We start from the raw sequence: 20649 nt of genomic DNA on the forward strand, positions 1-20649 counted from the left end.
ACGAAGTCCAAAAAACCACTGGACTTCGCACAATTACTCGTTAGAGGCTTTCTAAACGACTCATGCGAAACAGTAGGCATCTACATATATAATTACTGATTTGCCGAATCCATGTCAACAATTTTTCTGAATTGGTGAGAAGAATGTGCAACTGGTTTTGGCGCCGCAGACACCCCGTGTGTACGCTCTTCCTGTGCATATCGAACCAGTGCCATTAAACGGTACACGAAATGCGTAAACTTCGTGTAGGGAGCCGTCAGGAACAAGGAAGCGACCGTGCTTAGGTGAATGACGAGGATCGTTCCCATTGCCGCCGTGTCCCGCAAAGCGAGCAGGAGGAAGCCGGTTGCCGCGACCAAAAGCAGGGATATGGAAAACGCGCGACCGGATTTCACAGCGCCCTCATCGGTCGCAGAGCGATCGTCTCTTGTCTTCACATAGATGAAGCCACTTGTGCCGATGAGGATGCCGATGCCGCCTAAAATACCCAGAATCACTACTGGACTCATAACTGGATACGGAGCCTGGATGTGGAGCACATGCGAGTAAAAAGCTCCTAGCGTCGTGGATGCAAAATCGAGCAAGAATCCATAGAATACAAAATGATGAAGCACACGCCGCTGCATCGGAACTTCGGAGTCCGGCGTCTCTTTGCCGAGGTAGCGAAGCGCAAACGCATCCTTAATCGCCTTTACAACGTCACGAGCCATCACAGGCTGCGTCTGTTCCGATTTTAAATCGCGCCAGTAGCGAAAAGCGCCGAACACCCAGCCAAACGCCATCCAAAGACCAAAAATGCTGAAAAGGATGGTTAACAAGCCTTCGGAAAGAACTGCATAGAATCCGCCGGTTCCAAGATGTTTCGAAAACACATTCGTGGATCCATTCAAAACGAGCGCAATAATGAAAAACACAACGAGTGCGATCACGGTGGTTGCCCAAAAATTCAACTTACCAAGCGGACTTGCAATGGCATACTTCTTGTACGAGTCTTGGCGCAGTTCCGCAAACAGTTTCGGCGGGTTAACGCCGAACTCATGCGGTGTGGTAAACGGACACGCGAACACGCACTCCCGACAGTCGTGGCATAGGTTCGCCAGGTAAGTCATGTCCTTGTCCGTGAACTCTCTCCGATATTCAATCGCATGCCAAACCGCGCAGTACCCTTCGCAATATCGGCAGGCGTTACAAATTTGCATTTGTCGTTTTCCTTCTTGCATCAGTTCAACCGATGACATGAGCTGCCACCTCCCCTGCAATTCTTCCCATGACCGCTCCTTGGGTGAGTCCGAAACCAGCTAGGTATCCTCGTTTCAGTACATTTCCGGAAACCATTTCGCCTACGGCAAAAAGATTTTCCATGACCCGTCCATCCTTCATCTTCACTTGTGCCCTGTCATTGATCCGAACCCCGTGATACGTGAAGGTGACGCCCGTGCGCAGCGGATACGCGTAAAACGGTGCGGTATCGACCGGTATCGCCCAGTGCGTCTTTGGCGGGGTAATGCCGTCCGTATGGCAGTCGTCGAGCTCGCTAGGATTGAATGTTCCGCCACTCGCAATCGCACCGTTAAATGTGTTGACCGTCGTTACAAGCTTATCTCCGTCGATACCCAGTTTTACTGCTAGTTCCGGTAGTGAACTCGTCACGATCGGGTCAAAGACTGAAGGCATAAATTTCCCCATCGCCTTGCTGTCAATGATCGAATAGGCGACTTGCCCGGGCTGTCTTGCGATGAGCCCACCCCAGATCGCGTACCGTTTCGTCCAAAAGTCTTCACCCTCATTGTAGAAACGCTCTACGTTTTGGTTGACTACAATTCCAAATGGGACGCTGTCCAAACGCGTGATGATGCCACCGTCAAATTTGGGAGCACGCCCATCCACTGCAACCCCGTGAAAAGCGTCCGGATCCCCAACTGATTCCGCACCGGAATCGAGCATGAATCGGATCAGATTCCCCTGATTGTAAGGAGTGCCGCGGATGATGAAGTTTTCTGCTGCCTCTCCCCAATACTCTTTGAGCCATTCGACGTTGGCTTCAAATCCGCCGGACGCTAAAATGAGCGCCTTGCAAGTTACGGTAACGCGTTCATCGCCGCGGCGAACTTTAACGGATTTGGCGACCAAACCGTCTAGTTGCACTTGCTCGACGAGCGAATCATACCAGATGTCGATGCCTTTTTTCTGTGCGGTGTAATAATACGCGTTCATCATTGCACGACCGCCCCCGAGCATAAACATATTTGTCCGGGACAGATGGAGGGTTCCAGCAAGCGGCTCTTGCCAGCGAATTCCCTGGCTTTCCAGCCAATCTGGAAGTTCGGCAGATTTTCGAATGATATAACGTGCAAGCTCTTCGTCAATTTCACCCTGAGCAACCCGCTTCAAATCCTCAAAAAACTCATCTTCCGAGTAAGCACCGGTGGTGTACGCATTCTTTTGTTCGTGCATAATACGAAAATCGCGTGTGTGTCGGCTGTTCCCTCCGCGATAAAATTTCGGAGCCCGCTCGATGATGAGCACCTGAGCGCCGTTGTCCCGCGCGGTCAGCGCTGCAGAAAGAGCCGCATTCCCACCGCCGATAACTAGGATGTCATATTGCCCCATATTAGACCTCCACATAAAAAAATAGTGCACCAGCATCCACAAGGGACGACTGGTGCACTTTTGATTCCATGTTCAACGGTAAGTTAAACATCTCAAAACATGACAGTCCGTAAGTTATGATCGAAGTCTCTCGTATTCCATCGCGACATCTTTGAGTGCAGCAATAAGCGCGGATGTTACTGCCCCGTGATAGTGTCGCTTGATTGCCTCTATCATATCATCAGTTCCATCTCGAAGCGAGTGACCGCGAAGCAAATCGGATACAAAATTTCTTCCAAGTTGCGTGGACAGTGTGCATTCCACGTCCAGAATAACATCATATTTCATTTCAATTTCAACGGTTAGCGCAAGAGTATCATACTCCGTTTTTGCCGCCGAACCCGAAGGCAGCTTTCCGTGACCCGCTATAAACGTTCTTGGAACCAATAGTATCCACCACCTTATGTAACCCGCGCAACACGATTGTATCTTCCTCGAGAAAAATTACAAGTGGCACTTTAAGGTCACGCCATTCGAACGCACGCTCAGTCATTTAAGAAGCTGACATGATTTGTTTGAAGGTTCCTTAGTTCCGCAGCGCCGAGCGCAATTCTCTCTTCTCAGGCAAAAGAATTAATATCCTCCTTGATCCATAGACGTGGTGGGCGGATCAACGAGATGAGATTGACGATTACACACTTTAACGCCTAAATCCAGTGTCGGATCAGGTGTGTCACAACAACAGAACGCTCTGTCGCTAAAGCGCCCGTTTGTTCAATAAGAAAAATTATGTCTACTATTCCTGATTAGGTCGCAAACAATGTCCCTTCAAGCGCCGCAATATATCTCTCAGCGGACTTCTGCACAGACTGACTTGCGTCTTCCTTTACGATGTTGTGGAAGGCATTGTATATGCGATTAAACCTAAGTGATGATACCCTGTTCGAAATTGCCGATACTTTTTTAGCAGGTAGTGGTATGAGATTAGGGTAGCTATACATGAAGCTAACCCACTTATTGTCGGCTACAACTTGGATGATGTCACCCGTGAGGAGTATTCCTTTTCCCTGATTGCCATTCTCCCAGTGTAAGACAGATCCACCCTTAAAGTGCCCGCCAAGACGATGAATAGTAAGACCTTCGGACAGTTCAATAAAATCTCCAGACCAAAACTGAATCCTGTCACTGGAACGAACTACCCATTCTTTGTCATCTTCATGGATTAAAACAGGTACATTAAATGTATCTGCCCATTCGATCTGTGTGGAATAGTAGTGGGGGTGAGACAAGGCGATTGCTTGTATTCCACCTAATCGTTTAACCTCATTCAATGTGTTTTCATCTAGGTATGTAATGCAGTCCCACAAAACATTAAAACCATTGTTTTGAACTAGGTATGCTGTTTGACCAATTGCAAACTTTGGGGTTGTGTTTATGCTGTATAGACCCTCCTCCTCACAAAGAACTTCGTTTTTATACAGGTTGTCCGTTCGCATCTCTTCTAACGTGGTCCAAGATTGACCATTCGGGTTAATGAACTGACGTTCCTCGTCGCAAATGACACAGGTATGTGGTTGTGCTACTGACTGAGAATATTGAGTACCACATGTGGTACAAATATAGTTTTTCTCCACTTCTTCACATCCAATCCAGCGTTCTCAGACTAACAGTATTCTACCAAACATAAATTTACAATAAGCCGTTAGTCGTATGTATTGGGAATCTCGTTCTGTCGCTATCCCAGCTAATAGTTTGTCAAGATTGCCAGTGAAAATTGGTTTATAGATGTGTTAGTAATTTCGATCATGCCAAACAACCTTCCTTGGAGGAATGGAAGGTTCTTCATTTTTGTATAGGCGCCTAGAAATTAAGTCAGGTCTAGGATTCGTTTTAGCACCCTTTGAATAGCCTCTCGGCATTCTGTTTCTCTAACTCGGGTTCGACAGTTACAACCCGTTTATAAGCATTTGTGGATAACCGGAATCCCGTAACGGCGCGGAATTCCGGTTATTTTATGTAGGCATTTTTACGAAAAGTTGTAGACATGCGAATTTCTGTGGATAACTAGTATTGTTATCCACAGTAGTTGACTTCGTAGAACATATGATTTTAAAATGTAGACATGTACATACGGCGGATATCACGAAAAAATAAAAACGGTTCTGTCACGTCCTACGTGCAGCTTGCCCATAATGAACGCAATCCCAAGACCGGCAATCCCCAAGCGAAAGTCCTCTACCACTTCGGGCGTGAAGATGAAGTGGACATGGATGGATTGAAGAGGCTTGCCGCGAGCATCTCACGATTCCTTGGTGATGAACCCGTTGCGTCGGAGCCCAAGGATAGCGTGCAGTTGAGTCTGCTCGATAGCAAAACGTTTGGCACCGCTTATATCGTCGACTCGTTGTGGCATGAACTTGGCGTGGGTCAAGCCATATCCAAGCGTCTGGCACAGCGCAAATATGAAGCCCCGATAGAGCGGGCCATCTTTGCGATGGTCGCCAATCGAGCCTTGGACCCCTCGAGCAAGCTTGGCATGGAGGACTGGGTGAAGCGAGACATCGCACTCCCCGGTGTTGAGAACTTTGAGGTCCACCAGGGGTACCGTGCAATGGATTTCCTGATTGAATCGGACGTAGACATCCAGAGAGAAGTGTTCGAGACTGTCGCCGACTTGTTGAACCTGGAAGTCGACTTACTGTTCTTTGACACCACTTCAAGCTACTTTGAAATGGATGACGAGCCGGAAGAAGACAGTCTGAAGCAACCCGGCTACTCCAAGGACCACCGGCCGGACTTACCGCAGGTCGTAATTGGTTTTGCAGTGACCCGAGACGGCATCCCTGTGCGGTGTTGGGTATGGCCAGGAACACGTCAGACATGACCGTCATTCCAGAAGTGAAGAAGGACCTCATTGGCTGGCGTCTCGGACGCGTCGTTACGGTCGTCGACCGTGGGTTCAGCTCGGGGGACAATTTACGTGAACTCCAGAAAGCCGGAGGGCATTACATTGCTGGAGAGAAGATGACCTCTGGGAAGCAGACAGTCGAAGATGCCATGTCTCGTCCTGGGCGATTTAAAACGATACGGGATAACCTTGAAATAAAGGAAATCGTCGTAGGAGACGGTGAGGCACGGGTCCGATATGTGCTCGTTCGCAACCCAGATGAAGCTCGCCGAGATGCGTTTCGGCGCGAGGCACACCTCAAGGCCCTGGAAGCAGAGCTCGCACGACTCAAGGAGTTGGATAACGACGCACACACCAAGGCGCACTGTCGATTGCAAAGTCACCCGACCTTCAAGCGTTACTTGAAGTCGGACAAGCGTGGCAATCTCACAGTTGACCACCAGGCGGTTAAGGCGATGGAACGACTGGACGGAAAGTATCTGATCCGAACCTCAGACGACACACTGTCCGCGGAAGATGTGGCCCTTGGATACAAGCAGCTCTGGCAGGTTGAGGCGGCATTCCGTTCTCTGAAACAGACCATGGAATTGCGCCCGATGTACCACAGGAAGAATGAGCGGATTCGGGCACATGTACTACTGTGCTGGCTCTCGTTACTTTTGGTTCGGGTGGCAGAGAACCGAACTAGCCACACATGGCGAGAGATCCGTTCTGTCATGAACGAGATGCACCTTGTAACCTACAAAGCTGGTAGCGGCAGAGTCCGGCAGCGAACAGAAGTAACCCCGGAGCAGGCACAAATCCTGAAAGCGCTGGGTTACGAACATCCACCGTTGTTCTCGGACATATCCACAGATACGCTGTAGGCACCACACGAAGTTATCCACAGTCCCGAAACCCTAGAAGCACCAACGGGTTTCGGGATTTCGTGTATCTACGACTGTCGAAGCCGAGTCTAATTCCTCAAGGATTTTGACATCCATGGAATCTTGGTTTGCCCCCATGGCGTTCCGCCTAACTTGACAATTTAAATTGGAAGCGTATTGCCGCCAGGAGAAGAAAACACCGGGTTGAATAATACTTGACTTTTCAGAATCATCCCAATAATCGCCGAGAAGGGCTTAACCGCTCTATCTCATCGGAATTGGGGTTGCGTTATGTTACCCATGGTGCGGTCTCATCAGCAGTATCAGTCGTTCGTTGAGCAACAACTTCGTATTCACTACGGGAATGAGTCACTTCTCTTTGTCGCAAAGGATTGGTCGCTTGTTAAGAAGTTCTGGATTACCGACCTCTCTGACACGTTTCGCTTACTCGAAGGAGCTTTTTCGTGTCGTGGTCCAAGGTCCATTGACCCTGCCGACTTACTTCGTTCCTATCTACTCATGCTGCAGGTCGGAGAACCATCGATTACAGAGTGGGTCAATGAGCTGCATCGTTGCCCACTGTATGCCATCCTTAGTGGCTTTGAGTACGGGAAAACGCCTGGTGTCGGTACCTTCTACCATTTCTTTAAGCGGCTGTGGTCTCATACCTCCGCTAATCTTTCGCCCAAGCTCAGACTCAATCGAAAGAAAGTCAAAGGTGGCAAGAAGGGAGAAAAGGCACCAACCAAAACGTATAGCAAAATCGCACACCTCATGGCTCAGCTACAAAAGCGCTCAACCACCAAGCCAAGCCATTTGACAGATTGCTTCGGCTGTTCCAACAGCAGTTCCTTACCATATCTGCCACTCTAGGCTTACTGGGCGACACGAACGCACTGTCAATCGCAGGTGACGGAATGCCGCTTCAAACAGCTACCCAAGTTCGTAACAAGCGACTTTGTAACTGTCGTGAACTCGGTATCGTGCCATGCAGATGCTATCGTATCTATTCTCAACCCGACTGTGACATGGGCTGGGACAGTTATCGAAACAGGTACTTCTTCGGTTATCACCTTTACACGTTTGTTGCTGCGGATAGTCCTTACGACCTGCCACTTTACCCCAGACTTCAACGAGCCTCGCGCCATGATGCGACCTCTTGGGTGGTCAGTGCTCGTGAGTTCGTCGAACGCTTTCGTGAATACACCTGGGACAAAGCCATTTTAGATGCCGCGCACGACGCACTGCCAATCTACCAGTACCTTCTATCACGGAAAGTAAAGCCATTTATCGATTTAAACCTGCGCAGTACGGGGAGCAAGGGGGTTCGCAAGGATGACATCACGTTTTCCCCTACTGGGGTTCCGTTTTGTAAAAAGGGGCTGGAGATGAAAGATCGTGGCTACGACTACACGCGCGGTCGCCGAAAATACTATTGTCCGCTCGTCGTCAAAGGCGTGGTAACTTGTGATACGCCCTGTTCCGATTCGCCTTACGGAAGATACGTACACACATATACCAAACACAATCCTCGCTTGTTCCCACCCGTCGCCCGCAACAGCAACGAGTGGAAAGATGTCTACAAACGCAGAACCACCTGCGAGCGTAGCAACAAGCGAGCAAAAGAGGATTTTCTCCTCGAAGCCGCCAAGCATCGCAGTACCATGATGTGGACCGTCCGCATCTATGGCATTGCCATGTGCCAACACATGGACGCTTGGTACCAAGAGAGTAATTTAGACCTATCGTCGATACTCTTGTCAGCCTGAGAATACCCCAATCATACCATCTCCAGCGATGGCTTTTTGAAAATCGGATCGTCATCGCTCTGTTTGCTATACCCTTTTTCAAGGAACTCGACTGCCTCAACCGTTACTCGCAAATTCCCAGTGGATTATTGAAAGATATTCCGCTTGATGCTACCTTTCTGCTCTCCAATGCCGAGAGGCTATTTCAATAAAGTTCCTACCATCACTTTCAGTAGTTAAAGAATTGATACGTTCCAGATGTAGCACAAATAATAAAGTCCGCCATTATTGCTGTGATGTTTTCTTAGTCAAGTGATCCTGTATATGCCAAACTTCAAGTCGCGATCTAGATAATGAGAATTGCACTTGTGGTACAAACGGGCACATGAGTACATCGGAAAGAACTATAGCATCGTTAAATGCGCGTATAGGGGGGTGGCCTGTGGAAACATTTATCATACTACTAAAACCATTCTTCCGCATAGATCCGTCTCATAGTGAAAAGAGACTTTCGCTAGCAATTAGCACAATCAACTTTGCGTGCTAGTGAACTGCATAGGAACTACCACGGAGCGAGAGAGCAGAATTCCCTGCTCCTTCGCCCAATTGTCTTGTTTAGAATGGAAAACATTCACTTTGTTTTACATCGATAACACCTTGCTTCAAACGGCTTGAGTACAAGATGCCCAGACAGCGCTTCGATTTCCCCGTCATAGTTCGATAGAATCACCTCTGTTCCCGACAAATCAATCCACGTCGGCGTTTCAAACGACCGGAACCCGTCATGAAAGTTACACACCACGAGCCACAATTCATCATGTAATGTGCGTGTGAAAGCATAGATATCGGAACATCCATTTTCAATTAACTGATATTTTCCGTAGACCATTATCGGATGACTTTTTCGTAATCCAATAAGCTTCCTATAATAGTTCAAAACCGAGTTCGGATCCGCTTGTGCCGTCTCAACATTGATCTTTGTGTAATTGGGATTCACTTTTATCCATGGGTCTGCTTGTGAAAACCCGCCATTTTCACTTCCGTTCCACTGCATCGGCGTTCTCGCATTGTCACGTCCTTTTGCGTGAATTGCCCTCATAACAACGCCAGGGTCTTCCCCACCATCGGTTACCCGGTCTCGCCATAAGTTGTGGATTTCCAAATCCTTGTACTCGTCGATATGCTCGAAAGCCACATTTGTCATACCTATCTCTTCGCCCTGATAGATAAACGGCGTGCCTTGGTGCATATGAAGAAAGGTCGCCAGCATCTTTGCAGATTCGACTCGATACTCTGTGTCATTTCCGAAGCGTGAAACAGACCGGGGCTGGTCGTGGTTGTTTAAATAGAGACTGTTCCACGCAACCCCATCAAGTTCATTTTGCCACCGGCTCATGACCTGCTTCAGGTCGCTGAGTTTCCATGATGTTACATTCCACTTGTTCCCTGTTTCATCCAGTGCCATGTGGTCGAACTGAAAGACCATATTCAGTTCCCGACGCTCTTCCCCCGAATACAATTTGGCCTGTTCTATGGTCACACCGCCAGTTTCACCGACGGTCATGATGTCGTACTTGGACAGGACAGATTCGTACATCTCCTGTAAAAACTCATGCACACGGGGACCGTCCGTAAAGTACTGACCGCCCCATGCGTATTTCGCCCCTCCGGGGTTTGGTGCACAAGGCATCCGCATGTCTTTGGAAATCAAATTAATGACGTCCATCCGAAACCCGTCAATCCCCTTATCCAACCACCACCGCATCATGTCGAAGATGTCCCTGCGCACACGTGGATTGTCCCAATTTAAGTCCGGCTGTTTGGGGCTGAACAGATGCAAATAGTATTCATCCGTATTCTCGTCATACGCCCAAGCAGACCCACCAAACATTGAACCCCAGTTATTTGGTGGGCCTCCTTTTTTACCCGGTCGCCATATGTAATAATCCCTATATGCGTTGTCTTTTGACCTTCGTGATTCCACAAACCATTTGTGTTCATCAGATGTGTGGTTCACAACTAAGTCCATAATCAGTCTCATTTTGCGTTCATGAACACCGGCTAATAGTTCATCGAAATCTTTCATTGTGCCAAATTCATGCATAATCTCCCGATAATCACTGATATCATAGCCATTGTCATCATTAGGTGACTGATAAATTGGACTAAGCCAAATTACATCAACCCCTAAGTCTTTTAGATAGTCTAGGAGCGTGTCCGAGTAATCCCTGAAGTATTTTGTAAAAGGAAATTTCCGGATCAATAACGAAGTCCCCTGTATTGGTATTCACAGTGGAGGCTTCGAATCTTGGGAAAAAAGTTTCGTGACTACGACCCGAACCAACTCATTCTACTACCACCGGGGTTAAATGAATGGCTACCTGACGGCCACCTGGCGAACTTTGTCAGTGATGTGGTCGATCATATCGATATCTCCATCATTACAAAACAGTACGAACAAGAACTGCGAGGTTTTCCCCCGTACCACCCGGCAATGTTATTGAAGATTCTGGTTTACGCATATTGCACAGGCATGTACTCTTCCAGAAAGATCGCAAAGGCCTGTCAGGATGTAGTGGCGTTCCGAGTCCTGTCCGCAAATCAGTTCCCGGATTTCCGGACAATCAGTGATTTTCGGAAACGCCATTTGGTCACCTTCAAAGAACTTTTCTTGGAAGTCTTGAAGATTGCCCAACATGCAGGGATGGTTAAGCTCGGGCATGTATCGCTGGATGGCAGCAAGATTCGGGCAAACGCATCCAAACATAAAGCGATGAGTTACGAGCGGATGAAGCAGCAAGAGCAACGACTCCGCCAAGAAATCGCCGAGCTTACGCAGCAGGCTGAACGCACCGACCATAGTGAAGATAAAAAGTACGGTAACACCATGGGCGATGAACTCCCTGAAGAGTTAGCCCGTAGAGAGACCCGGTTGGCAAAAATTCAGGAAGCAATGTCCTCTCTGGAGAAAGAGGCCAAGGAAAGAGTGGAACAACAGCAACAGAAAGACGAACAACAAGACAAGAAGGACGATGACAACGGCCCCACCAACCAGACAGGCGCCAGGAAACGCGGTCGTCCACGCAAGGAGAGTCATCTCGCAGGTGTTCCGGAGGACAAGGCTCAACGCAACTTCACGGATCCGGAATCTCGCATTATGAAATCGAAAGACGGCTTTATCCAAGCATACAATGTGCAGGCTGTCGTCGATGAAGAGTACCAAATCATTGTTGCAACAGATGTTATAGACCACACAAATGACCACGGTGTCCTGCGTACAATGGTCGAAATGACGGCGGAGAATACGAAAGCGACGATGCACAAAATCTCATGTGATGCTGGCTACTTTGCCGAAGACGACGTGACATGGCTTCAAGAGAAAGAAATTGACCCATACATCGCAACAGGTCGTCAAAAGCACAATGAAGTGCCTGAGTCACCGAGAGGACGAATACCGAAACACTACACCATTAAGCAACGTATGACTCGGAAACTAAAAACAAAGAAGGGCCGTGCCGTCTACGCGAGACGCAAGGCTATCGTAGAGCCTGTGTACGGTCAAATTAAGGGTTGTCGACGATTCGACCAATTCTCACTTCGAAGCCTTGAGAAGGTCAGAGGAGAATGGTCGTTAGTTACCATGTGCCATAATCTGCTTAAGATATTCAAATACGGTCATATAAACTGGGCAACGTGCTAAAGATGGTGCTTAACCGACCAGTCCCCGTCTAATGAAGTAAGTGCCCATGGGGAAAGTCACCCATAGTCGAATAAAATATGGAACTGAACTCAAATGCAGAAAGTCTAAGCCGCAATACTCGGACACGCTCCTAGTCGTGAAATAATCCCCTGTAGGTCTCCAATACCATCTCCGTTTGAATCCATAAAACTTCGAGGGTAAATTTGGTATACGACAGCTTCTTTCCACCACTCTGCCTTCATTTAAATCAGTCCTTCCAAGAAACCTTGTTCAATCACTGCACCACGTGGTTCCTAAACAAAGGAGAGGACCATGAAAATGCTCCCCTGAAGGTAAACAAGGTTTGTTTATTTCACCCGCTAGCTTCAGGAGAGCATATTACAAGGGACAGCCCCTACTTTGCCGTTAAGTTCATGCCATGAAAATGTGGATCAAGTTCTCTCCATTTATCAAAACCTTGTCCAATACACTCCTCCTAATGACACATCCTCCATTTCTATATTTGTTCTCAATGACTCCCGTTACAACATCTTGACCATTAATAGCTATTCGTCTAAGCTCTGGACCCATTAAATGATAGACAAAGACGACAGGATATCCATGTAGCCGAAAATGAAACTGTAATCCGTTTAGGGCCTGTGGTAACACGGGATCGATTACGAGATCGCCAAACGCAGATCGAATTCCCAGACAATTAGAGATTAGCTGGTTCATATAGATTCCCGGGCCACTAGAGTATATACGCCATCCCCCTTTGACATCCACGGTGCCATCTCTCAACCTGTCAAATAGATCTTGTGCTTCGTATCGTGTGAGAAACTGACCATCGGAACTGCTAAAGTAGGTGTTGCTTTGCCGAAGTGCAGCATTAGGAACGACGTTCTGAATACCGATAGGATTCACCATCTGAAGTCCTTGCCACGCTTCATCGCTTTTGCCCAGTTTCGCCATGGCTTCTACAAACCGAATGTGCGCGTGAACATACTGAAGCCCTATTTCGCGACCAAAGTTAGCAGCCTGCTCGGCACGCTTAAAGTGAGTGCTTACCCCTCCGTTGTATCGGGCCGGTCTGCTCATCAGCCGAACACCATCGGGGAAATACATTTCCTTCTTGATAATTTGATAATGGGCTTCGGCTTTCTCTGGTTCGAATAATTCGCTAATCATACTTCGTATCATAGGGAGTAAGCGATACGAGATGCCTGTAGTCTGATCACTAGGGTGTAACATGAACTCCGTTTGTCCGTTAGGTTCCATCAGGACAAACCCTGGAATGACTTCTGACTTAGACAAAAGGTTGTGGAAGTCCTCAGCAATTTCGGAAGCCAGGGTTTGTAGTTCCCTCCACATCCCCGTGTCTACTTGCTCGAGCGCGTGCGACAACCGTTGCACCGTCTGATAGGTTAATGCAACCGTCCAACTACTAACCAAACGTTGCTTGAGTTCAGCATTGGCTGGCTGAAGCGTATCATCCCAATCACCATCACCGTAAAGTGGCAAATGTGTCCCTGGTGCAAAGTGATCCTTGATATAGCGAATTTGCTTCTGAATGTGTGAGAAAATCGTTTCTGATTCTGTAGTGAATGTAAAGCTCTCGCGGTCTGTATAGCACACTTCCTGATTCAGAATGCTGTAATCGTTCGTTATCGTGATATAGTCGGCCAATGCTTTTAACGGCCATACGATGATGTCTCCATGACTTTCTTCTTGCTGGATACTGTTGTATTTGTCAAACATGAACCATTGCGGCCAATTCCCATCGTCTTGATATTGATGGGCGTACACAATCTCCAAAATCTCTCGTACAGATTCATAGTTTTGGGTTGCCAAAAAGTACTCCGTTGGGCCCTGACATACATCTCTTGTTCCCCACGCTGCCCCGCCATACTGTTCCAGCCCATGTGGCACAGAATAGTGAACGAGCATGTTATGTGTAAACCACCATGCAATGTCGTTGTATTTCTCAAGTTCAACCGATGAACCGTCATTTCGCGACAAACGAAAACCATTCATCACCGATTGATAGAATAGACGAAAACGTTCAATTTCGGACTCCAAATCGCGAGCGACAAACGGCGTCTCTTCTCCATGGAGAAGTCCTTGGGTGACCATGTCCCATTCGCTCGTCTCACTCAGTTCCAGCACGACGAGTGAACAGGCCCTTGAGGCAACATTCGTTGCGATTAGATTTTCATCCTTCAAGACGATATCTGCTCCGTACAATCGCTGACGATAACACAACTTGGGGTGTACATGAAAACTATCTGATTCCTTGTCCGAATAAACCGAAATTGTTTCACCGTCAAACTCAGTACGGAACGGCACTTCATATTCTTGGTTATTCATGGATACTTGACTTGTAACCAAGTAGCGATACGTTTTCCCCACCGCCGAACGAACATTCAGTCGGATTTCTGGGGAATCAAATACAGTGTAGTTCGTGACGATGAGAAGATCGTCTTCGGTCTTGTAGTACCATCGAGCGTAATTGAACCCGAGTTCGAACAAAGAAGGCATCGTTAACAAATGGTACATACCATTCATCTCAATATAGATGCGCTGTCCAGGTGTTTTCATAATGTTCAAGGCATCTCGAGTATTGGTGATCATCTTATTAAATGAAGTGTTACCGACCGTCAACTGGGAATTAAAAACGCCGTACATGTAGGAAGTTGATGTCAGAACATTCTCGAGAACCCTATCATTCTTGCCAGTCATTAAGATGTGACCGTGAGGCCGTTCCACAAGCATTTCCTTTTCTTTCAACACCACGTGCTCATGGGTGTCGGTGAAAAAAGAAAGTAACGTCTCTCCAACCCACTCTTCTTCATGTCTGTGTGGAAAGTAGAACTCTAATTCTTCTGGCGTCATTCGAATTGTATGAAGCGGTTCTCCAAATAAGGGAGAAATGATAGCTCTCTTCACGTGCTCAACTGGCGAATTACTTTGTGCTTGAATCTGTTCCCACACGCTTTCAACATCGTCATAGAATTCCAACTGTTGAACGGCTGTGTGATGATCTTCCTTATACAGGCCGTAGAAGACAATGTTTTCAGTGCCACGGAGGTGTTTACGCTCTGACTGTAACGCCGTATACGCAAATTCATATTGGTATATCTCATTAGCAAGTGTACGCTCAGTTAATACTTTTGGTTGGTTTGTTTCTTTATACGAAATCCCAAAGAATTGAAATCCGTCTGTGGAATAGCCAACCGCTCTCGTCAAACACCCGTGTTGTATATACGGAAATGACCCATCTTGGGGTTGATTTTGTCGGGAGCATATTACATAGCCTCTGATTTCGTCTTGGAAGACCTTATGGTCGATGTATTGAGACACATACGCTTCGTTCGAACGAACAGCGTCCTTGTGAGCTAGCCCTAGATCCTGTCCTAGAATGACGTCGATATCCACATCATTTCCACTTACATTTACATCCCAAAACCAAATGCCTTGGCCATGAAGATAAAATGTCACTTCGTACTGGACTAAATCCGCCTCTCCTCTCCAGACCACCCTTCCATCACCGACATACACATCACTTGTGGATTTTACGCCCAGCAACGGATAGACCTTCACTGCGGTATCTCGATAGACTCGTAAGTATAGATTATTGAGCGATCCATCAATCGAATTGGTAACCAATCGATTCATTAAAATAGATTTGTGTGTCGCCTTTGAAATGTCGCCACTATTAAGAAAGGTAAAGTCAAAGTCCCCGGCTTTTACATGAAACTCTGAACTGTCGAAAATCATCGATGTATCCCCCTATAGTCGTTTCACTCAAAGCTTGGAGTACAGTCACGATAATTAGATCCAATACAATACCAATCGAATCAATACATTGAGTGAGCCAGTGTGTCCCTAATACTCCGTATGGGCCTCAAAGAATCGATATCCAGCATGAGTATGCGCACGATAAATCGCCCTCCAAATTCGCATTCTACGGACTTCTGAGCATAGGGCACATCAAGTTCTAGATGCCAACAACCATGGAACGAACTATCTGAAGCTAGTCAATCAATATGATGACAAGCCACAAGGTGCGTATCTCTGTCCATCGTCGACAGAGCGGGAGCGGTCTGTCTGCATACATCGGTTACCTTCGGGCAACGATGGGCGAACGGACAGCCTTTCCGTCCCTCAAACAGGTTTGGCGCTTGAATGGCCGTTTCTTTCAAATTTCTACGAGCTGCAGTACCTGGTGTGGCAGCTAGTAACAGGTGCGTGTACGGATGCTTTGGATTCCTTATCAACTCGTCTGCGAGTCCCATTTCCATGACTCTTCCGCCATATAAGACCATAATTTTGTCACCAAAATAGTGAGCGGAAGCGAGATCGTGCGTGATGTAGAGATAACTCAGATCAAAATTATCCTTGAGCTCATTCAATAGCTCGAGGATATCTGCACGGATGGACACGTCGAGCATGGAAATTGGCTCGTCAGCAACCAGAAATTTCGGGTTGACGGCCAGCGCACGTGCAATGGCAATACGCTGTCGTTGTCCACCTGACAACTCGTGCGGATATTTATAACGTACTTCGTTCGCCGGTGTAAGGCCGACCACAGTTAATAATTCCTCGATTTTGTCATGAAGCTTTGAGCCCGTAAGTTTCTGATGCCTACGAATTGGAAATTTCAAATGCTGTTCAATCGTATTCACTGGATTCAACGACCCAAATGGATCTTGAAAGATCATTTGCACATTTTCCCGGTAGTTTCTCAGCCCTCGGCCTTTGCTTTTGGTCACGTCTGTCCCATCAAAATAGATTTTCCCTTGGGATGGTGTGAGAACTCGAACTAGCGCACGTCCAATTGTCGATTTCCCACTCCCCGATTCGCCCACAACAGCCAATACTTCTCTTTCTGCGATTTGGAAACTCACGTTATCCACAGGCGTGATAAATTTCCGTTTGCTACCGCGCCCGACCGCGAAACGAATAACCAGATCCTGCACATCAACAAGTGCTTGTTTACCCATTGTGTTCACCTACTTTCGCGTGGAAATGACACTCGACAATGGATTTCTCTGTCTTCACGATAGGTGGAGCCTGGAGAGAACAAACTTCCTCCGCATACTTGCACCGAGGATGGAACGAACATCCACTTGGGATTTTATCCAGAGCCGGAGGGGTACCTGGAATACCTCGTAATTTGGTCTTTTTATCCGTGAATCGCGGGATAGCGTGAATGAGCCCTTCCGTGTATGGATGATGCCCGTCTGGTGTGGACAACGTGCCACTATTGGCTACCTCCACCAATCGACCGCAGTACATAACGGCGACGCGATCCGCAATTTCCGAAACTAGGCTAAAGTCGTGACTGATAAACAGGATCGAAAATCCCAAACGTTCTTTTAACTCCATGATTTGATCCAAAATGGATTTTTGAACGACCACGTCCAGTGCAGTTGTTGGCTCGTCCATGATCACGAATTTGGGATTCAAAGCAATCGCAATGGCGATAATTACGCGTTGGCGCATACCTCCAGACAGCTCGTGAGGATAACTTTTTAATCTACTCGGATCAATGCGGACCAGTCGGAATAACTCGCGAGCCAACTCAAGAGCCGCTTTCTTGCTGATACTGGGGTCGTGAAAACGTAACGTATCAATGATCTGCTGTTCGACAGTCATGACTGGATTGAGTGCATTCATTGCACTCTGAAATACCATAGAAATGTTGCTCCACCGAAATGTGCGCAACGTTTCGGGATCCATATTGTAGAGGTCTTGACCAAGTACCTTCACAGATCCTTCGGTTACGTGGGCACCATTTTTCAGCAATCGCATGATTGCATAGGCCAATGTTGATTTTCCGCTACCAGATTCACCAATCAACCCGACGACTTCGTTTTCGTAGACGCTGAAGTCCACCTTACGGACAGCTTCGAGCACGCCCTTGGTCGTCTGATATCCCACAGATAGATTGTTCACTTCTAATACTGGTGTACGACTCATGCACTCACCTCCACAGACGGACGTTTCTTGACTTTTGGCAACTTCCTTAAACGTGGATTGGCGACTTCGTCTAAAGCAAAGTTCATGAAGGTAAACCCTAACCCCACAAGCGCAATCGACAATCCAGGCGGCACAAACCACCACCAAGCACCGCTCAAGAGTGCTCCGTTTTGTAATGCCGCGTTCAATATGCCACCCCAACTCTCTACGCTCTGACTGCCGATTCCCAACACTTCTAACCCTGCTTCGGCCAAAATGGATCCAACACAAGCAAAGATGAAAGTATTAAATATGAACGACAGCATGTTGGGAAAAATTTGGGTCATGACGATGCGGAAATCGCTCATCCCCGCTAACTTGGCAGCCAATACAAAATCGCGTTTGGCAAACGTCAATGCCTGTGCACGCTTCATACGTGCCCCATACGACCATGAAGTTAATCCAATCACGAGAATAAACACATTTGGCCCTACGTTATGCACATAAGTAGAGATCACCACAATCAACGGAAACCCAGGAATGACAAGGAAAATTTGAATCAACTGATTCAATAGATAGTCTACCGTTCCACCTTTATAACCAGCGAATATACCGATGACTGCCGCAATAAAGGTTGAAATCGCACCAGCAACAATCCCAACATAGAGTGACGTGCGTGTTCCCCACACCCACTGACTCCATAGGTCTTGCCCCTCGTTCGTCGTTCCGAACCAAAAGCGTCCAGTTGGTGGCTGATTCGCTTGACCCACAATCGCCTGTGGATCGAAATGGGCTAAAAGTGGGGCAAAAATAGCCACTAAGGCAAATAAGGCGATCAATACAATGCCAAATGCTGCTTTGGAATTTTTGAAGAAGATAGCCAGCGTCGTAAATTTCTTAGATTTCAGGCGTAGCTCGGCGACTGAAGCCGAATCTGGGGCTATCTGTGTTGTTCTCACGCTGCGTCCCCCCCATTCTCTGCACGCGGGTCTAAGCGAACGTACAGAATGTCAACAATCATATTGGCGAATAGAGTTACGACTGCAATGATCAAAAAGATACCTTGAATCAACGGATAGTCCTCAGCCAGAATACCTTGTTGCAACGTATACCCAATACCAGGATAGGAAAAAATGGTTTCGACGAGAACGGATCCTGAAACCACCGCAGCCAGCGCTTGTCCGAATCCTGTGAAATTCGGCAATATGGCATTCCGAGCAGCGTACCGAAGCATCAATGTTCTTTGAGGAGCACCCTTCGCTTCCGCAAATGTGATGTAATCATCACCAAGCGTTTGCACCATCATGTTTCGCATACCCAACATCCAGCCGCCGAGACCGGTCAGTATCAGGGCTAAGCCAGGCAAAGTTGCGTGCCACAATAAGTCGCCGATGAAGCCCCAAGTAAATGAAGGAGTTGCCCCATCCGAGTATGCGTGACTGTCAGGAAACCAGCCTTTGATAAAGCCGAAATAAAATAGCATCATCAAACCCAGCCAAAAGGCGGGCACCGATTGTAGAAATAGCAGCACGGGGGACTGGATGGAATCAAGTGCGCCATTGCGTTTCCAAGCTCCATAGATGCCTAGCACGGTTCCGACGGCGAATGCAATGATCAAAGAAATACCGACCAAGCCAATGGTGTAGGGCAACGAGTGGCCAATGATAGTTGATACTTTTGTCGGGTAGAAATTGTACGATATCCCGAAATTGAGATGAAGCATATTCCATAAGTACGTAAGATATTGCTTCCAAAGTGGAACGCCTGTATTCACGCCAAATTGAATCTCCATAGCCTGCATGGCAGCAGGAGATAACTGTCCTTGGAACTTGCCATATAAGGCCTCCGCTGGATTCCCTGGCATCAGACGAGGAATGATGAAATTCAGCGTGGTCGCAACCCAAAGCATCCAGATGAAAGTGCCAATCCGCTTCAACACGTAGGACATAGATGTACCTCCTTCACGTGGTACCCTTTCGTACCTGGCCACCCCCCGGCAAACGCTCGTTCTACGGTTTGCTGAGGTTGTCCAAATCGCTCACTAAGTTGAAAAGCTTACAGTTTGTCTTCGTCGTTGTCCGCTTTGACTGCCGGCGGAGCTACCTTCCAGCTTCCATCATATTGAAGCGGAGCAACTACACGCTTGATCTGCGCCAATTGAAACGCGACGTTATTGTATTCGTTGACGGATTTATGGCTTTCAACCGACCAGCATCCGGAGTAACCCGCTTCTACGAGCGGCGGGATTACGCGGTCCGCGTCGACACAGTGCTCATAATTGATATGAATGTGCATCGCCTTGGAAGCCATGGCTCTATCGTACTCATCCTTTTCATCCTCAGTCCCAAACCAGTTGCCCAAGTGCAACAAGAGTCCGAAGTTTGGTTCTTCTACACGGCGAAAGAGTTCCACCATGGTCTCATAATCCCAAGAAGCGCCCCAGTGATTTTCCGGACCTACTTTTGCACCGAATTTTGCGGCTGCCCGACAGTACTCGCTGTACTTTTCAACCACATAGTTCATCTGTTCCTCCGATGCTTTATCCTCGCGGATGCCCAGATCGATGCGGATAGTCTTCGCACCGAGGACTTCAGCAGCATGAATACATTTCCATGCCATTTCCTCGTTTTGTGCGCGCTTATCCATATCATCTTCCCAGACGTGTGCCATATCGCAGCAGAAATTAACGAGTTCTAATCCCCGCTCATCCAGATGCTGACGAACAAGTCTGAGGTACCCATCATCGTACGATGTGATAAATCCGTTCCAAAGGTCTGCTGTTTGAAGACCATAACGATAGCGAACCGTCTCAAGATAACCAAACAAATCCATAGCCCCGACATTTTTCAGTCCATGAAACGAATAAGACATGACACCGAAATTCGTAAACGTGTTCAA

14 protein-coding genes and 2 pseudogenes are annotated in these 20649 nt (G+C 47.6%); 4 read left to right on the forward strand and 12 right to left on the reverse strand.

Features of this window, described 5'->3' with window-relative positions; translation table 11 throughout:
- Positions 1 to 92 precede the first annotated feature (92 nt).
- The 4 genes from tcuB to NZD89_RS24455 form a co-directional block, all read right to left on the reverse strand.
- The gene (tcuB, locus tag NZD89_RS24440) at positions 93 to 1238 is read right to left on the reverse strand and encodes a tricarballylate utilization 4Fe-4S protein TcuB (protein ID WP_268005277.1); all 1146 of its coding nucleotides are present in this window, start codon (positions 1236 to 1238) and stop codon (positions 93 to 95) included.
- Complete coding sequence (gene tcuA, locus NZD89_RS24445; RefSeq protein WP_268005278.1) at positions 1225 to 2610, reverse strand: FAD-dependent tricarballylate dehydrogenase TcuA; 1386 nt, start codon at positions 2608 to 2610, stop codon at positions 1225 to 1227. Before tcuA ends, tcuB begins: the two co-directional genes overlap by 14 nt.
- A gap of 114 nt (positions 2611 to 2724) precedes the next feature.
- Complete coding sequence (locus tag NZD89_RS24450; protein WP_268005279.1) at positions 2725 to 3036, reverse strand: DUF3870 domain-containing protein; 312 nt, start codon at positions 3034 to 3036, stop codon at positions 2725 to 2727.
- Between the two features lie 359 nt (positions 3037 to 3395).
- A complete protein-coding gene (locus NZD89_RS24455; RefSeq protein WP_268005280.1) occupies positions 3396 to 4223 on the reverse strand; it encodes an MBL fold metallo-hydrolase in 828 nt (275 codons plus the stop codon).
- Between the two features lie 488 nt (positions 4224 to 4711).
- Here NZD89_RS24455 and NZD89_RS30180 point away from each other — a divergent pair.
- From NZD89_RS30180 to NZD89_RS24475, 3 genes and pseudogenes are all read left to right on the forward strand, one after another.
- Positions 4712 to 6363 (forward strand): annotated as a pseudogene (locus NZD89_RS30180) (IS1634 family transposase).
- Between the two features lie 291 nt (positions 6364 to 6654).
- The gene (locus NZD89_RS24470) at positions 6655 to 7236 is read left to right on the forward strand and encodes a hypothetical protein (protein WP_268005282.1); all 582 of its coding nucleotides are present in this window, start codon (positions 6655 to 6657) and stop codon (positions 7234 to 7236) included.
- A 44-nt stretch (positions 7237 to 7280) separates the two neighbouring features.
- A complete protein-coding gene (locus tag NZD89_RS24475; RefSeq protein WP_268005283.1) occupies positions 7281 to 8132 on the forward strand; it encodes a transposase in 852 nt (283 codons plus the stop codon).
- A 610-nt stretch (positions 8133 to 8742) separates the two neighbouring features.
- Here NZD89_RS24475 and NZD89_RS24480 read toward each other — a convergent pair.
- Positions 8743 to 10374, reverse strand: a complete 1632-nt coding sequence (locus tag NZD89_RS24480; RefSeq protein ID WP_268005284.1) for a glycoside hydrolase family 13 protein — start codon at positions 10372 to 10374, stop codon at positions 8743 to 8745.
- 45 nt (positions 10375 to 10419) lie between these two features.
- Here NZD89_RS24480 and NZD89_RS24485 point away from each other — a divergent pair, with 45 nt between their 5' ends.
- Entirely contained in the window at positions 10420 to 11811 is a 1392-nt protein-coding gene (locus NZD89_RS24485; RefSeq protein ID WP_431308595.1) for an IS1182 family transposase, read from the forward strand.
- Between the two features lie 107 nt (positions 11812 to 11918).
- Here the strand turns inward: NZD89_RS24485 and NZD89_RS24490 are convergent.
- The 7 genes and pseudogenes from NZD89_RS24490 to NZD89_RS24520 all read right to left on the reverse strand — a co-directional run.
- Positions 11919 to 12053: pseudogene (locus tag NZD89_RS24490) on the reverse strand (alpha-amylase family glycosyl hydrolase); the annotation flags it as partial.
- A gap of 169 nt (positions 12054 to 12222) precedes the next feature.
- Positions 12223 to 15567, reverse strand: a complete 3345-nt coding sequence (locus NZD89_RS24495; protein ID WP_268005285.1) for a GH36-type glycosyl hydrolase domain-containing protein — start codon at positions 15565 to 15567, stop codon at positions 12223 to 12225.
- 260 nt (positions 15568 to 15827) lie between these two features.
- Positions 15828 to 16793, reverse strand: a complete 966-nt coding sequence (locus NZD89_RS24500) for an ABC transporter ATP-binding protein (RefSeq protein ID WP_268005286.1) — start codon at positions 16791 to 16793, stop codon at positions 15828 to 15830.
- Positions 16786 to 17772, reverse strand: coding sequence for an ABC transporter ATP-binding protein (locus tag NZD89_RS24505; RefSeq protein ID WP_268005287.1), 987 nt, complete (start codon positions 17770 to 17772; stop codon positions 16786 to 16788). Before NZD89_RS24505 ends, NZD89_RS24500 begins: the two co-directional genes overlap by 8 nt.
- Complete coding sequence (locus NZD89_RS24510; protein ID WP_268005288.1) at positions 17769 to 18710, reverse strand: ABC transporter permease; 942 nt, start codon at positions 18708 to 18710, stop codon at positions 17769 to 17771. Before NZD89_RS24510 ends, NZD89_RS24505 begins: the two co-directional genes overlap by 4 nt.
- Entirely contained in the window at positions 18707 to 19699 is a 993-nt protein-coding gene (locus NZD89_RS24515) for an ABC transporter permease (RefSeq protein ID WP_268005289.1), read from the reverse strand. The genes NZD89_RS24510 and NZD89_RS24515 overlap by 4 nt, the downstream gene beginning before the upstream one ends.
- A 107-nt stretch (positions 19700 to 19806) precedes the next feature.
- Positions 19807 to 20649 (reverse strand): sugar phosphate isomerase/epimerase family protein, encoded by an 843-nt coding sequence (locus NZD89_RS24520; protein WP_268005290.1) that lies wholly within the window; start codon positions 20647 to 20649, stop codon positions 19807 to 19809.

This window comes from Alicyclobacillus fastidiosus, from assembly GCF_026651875.1.
GTDB lineage: Bacteria > Bacillota > Bacilli > Alicyclobacillales > Alicyclobacillaceae > Alicyclobacillus > Alicyclobacillus fastidiosus.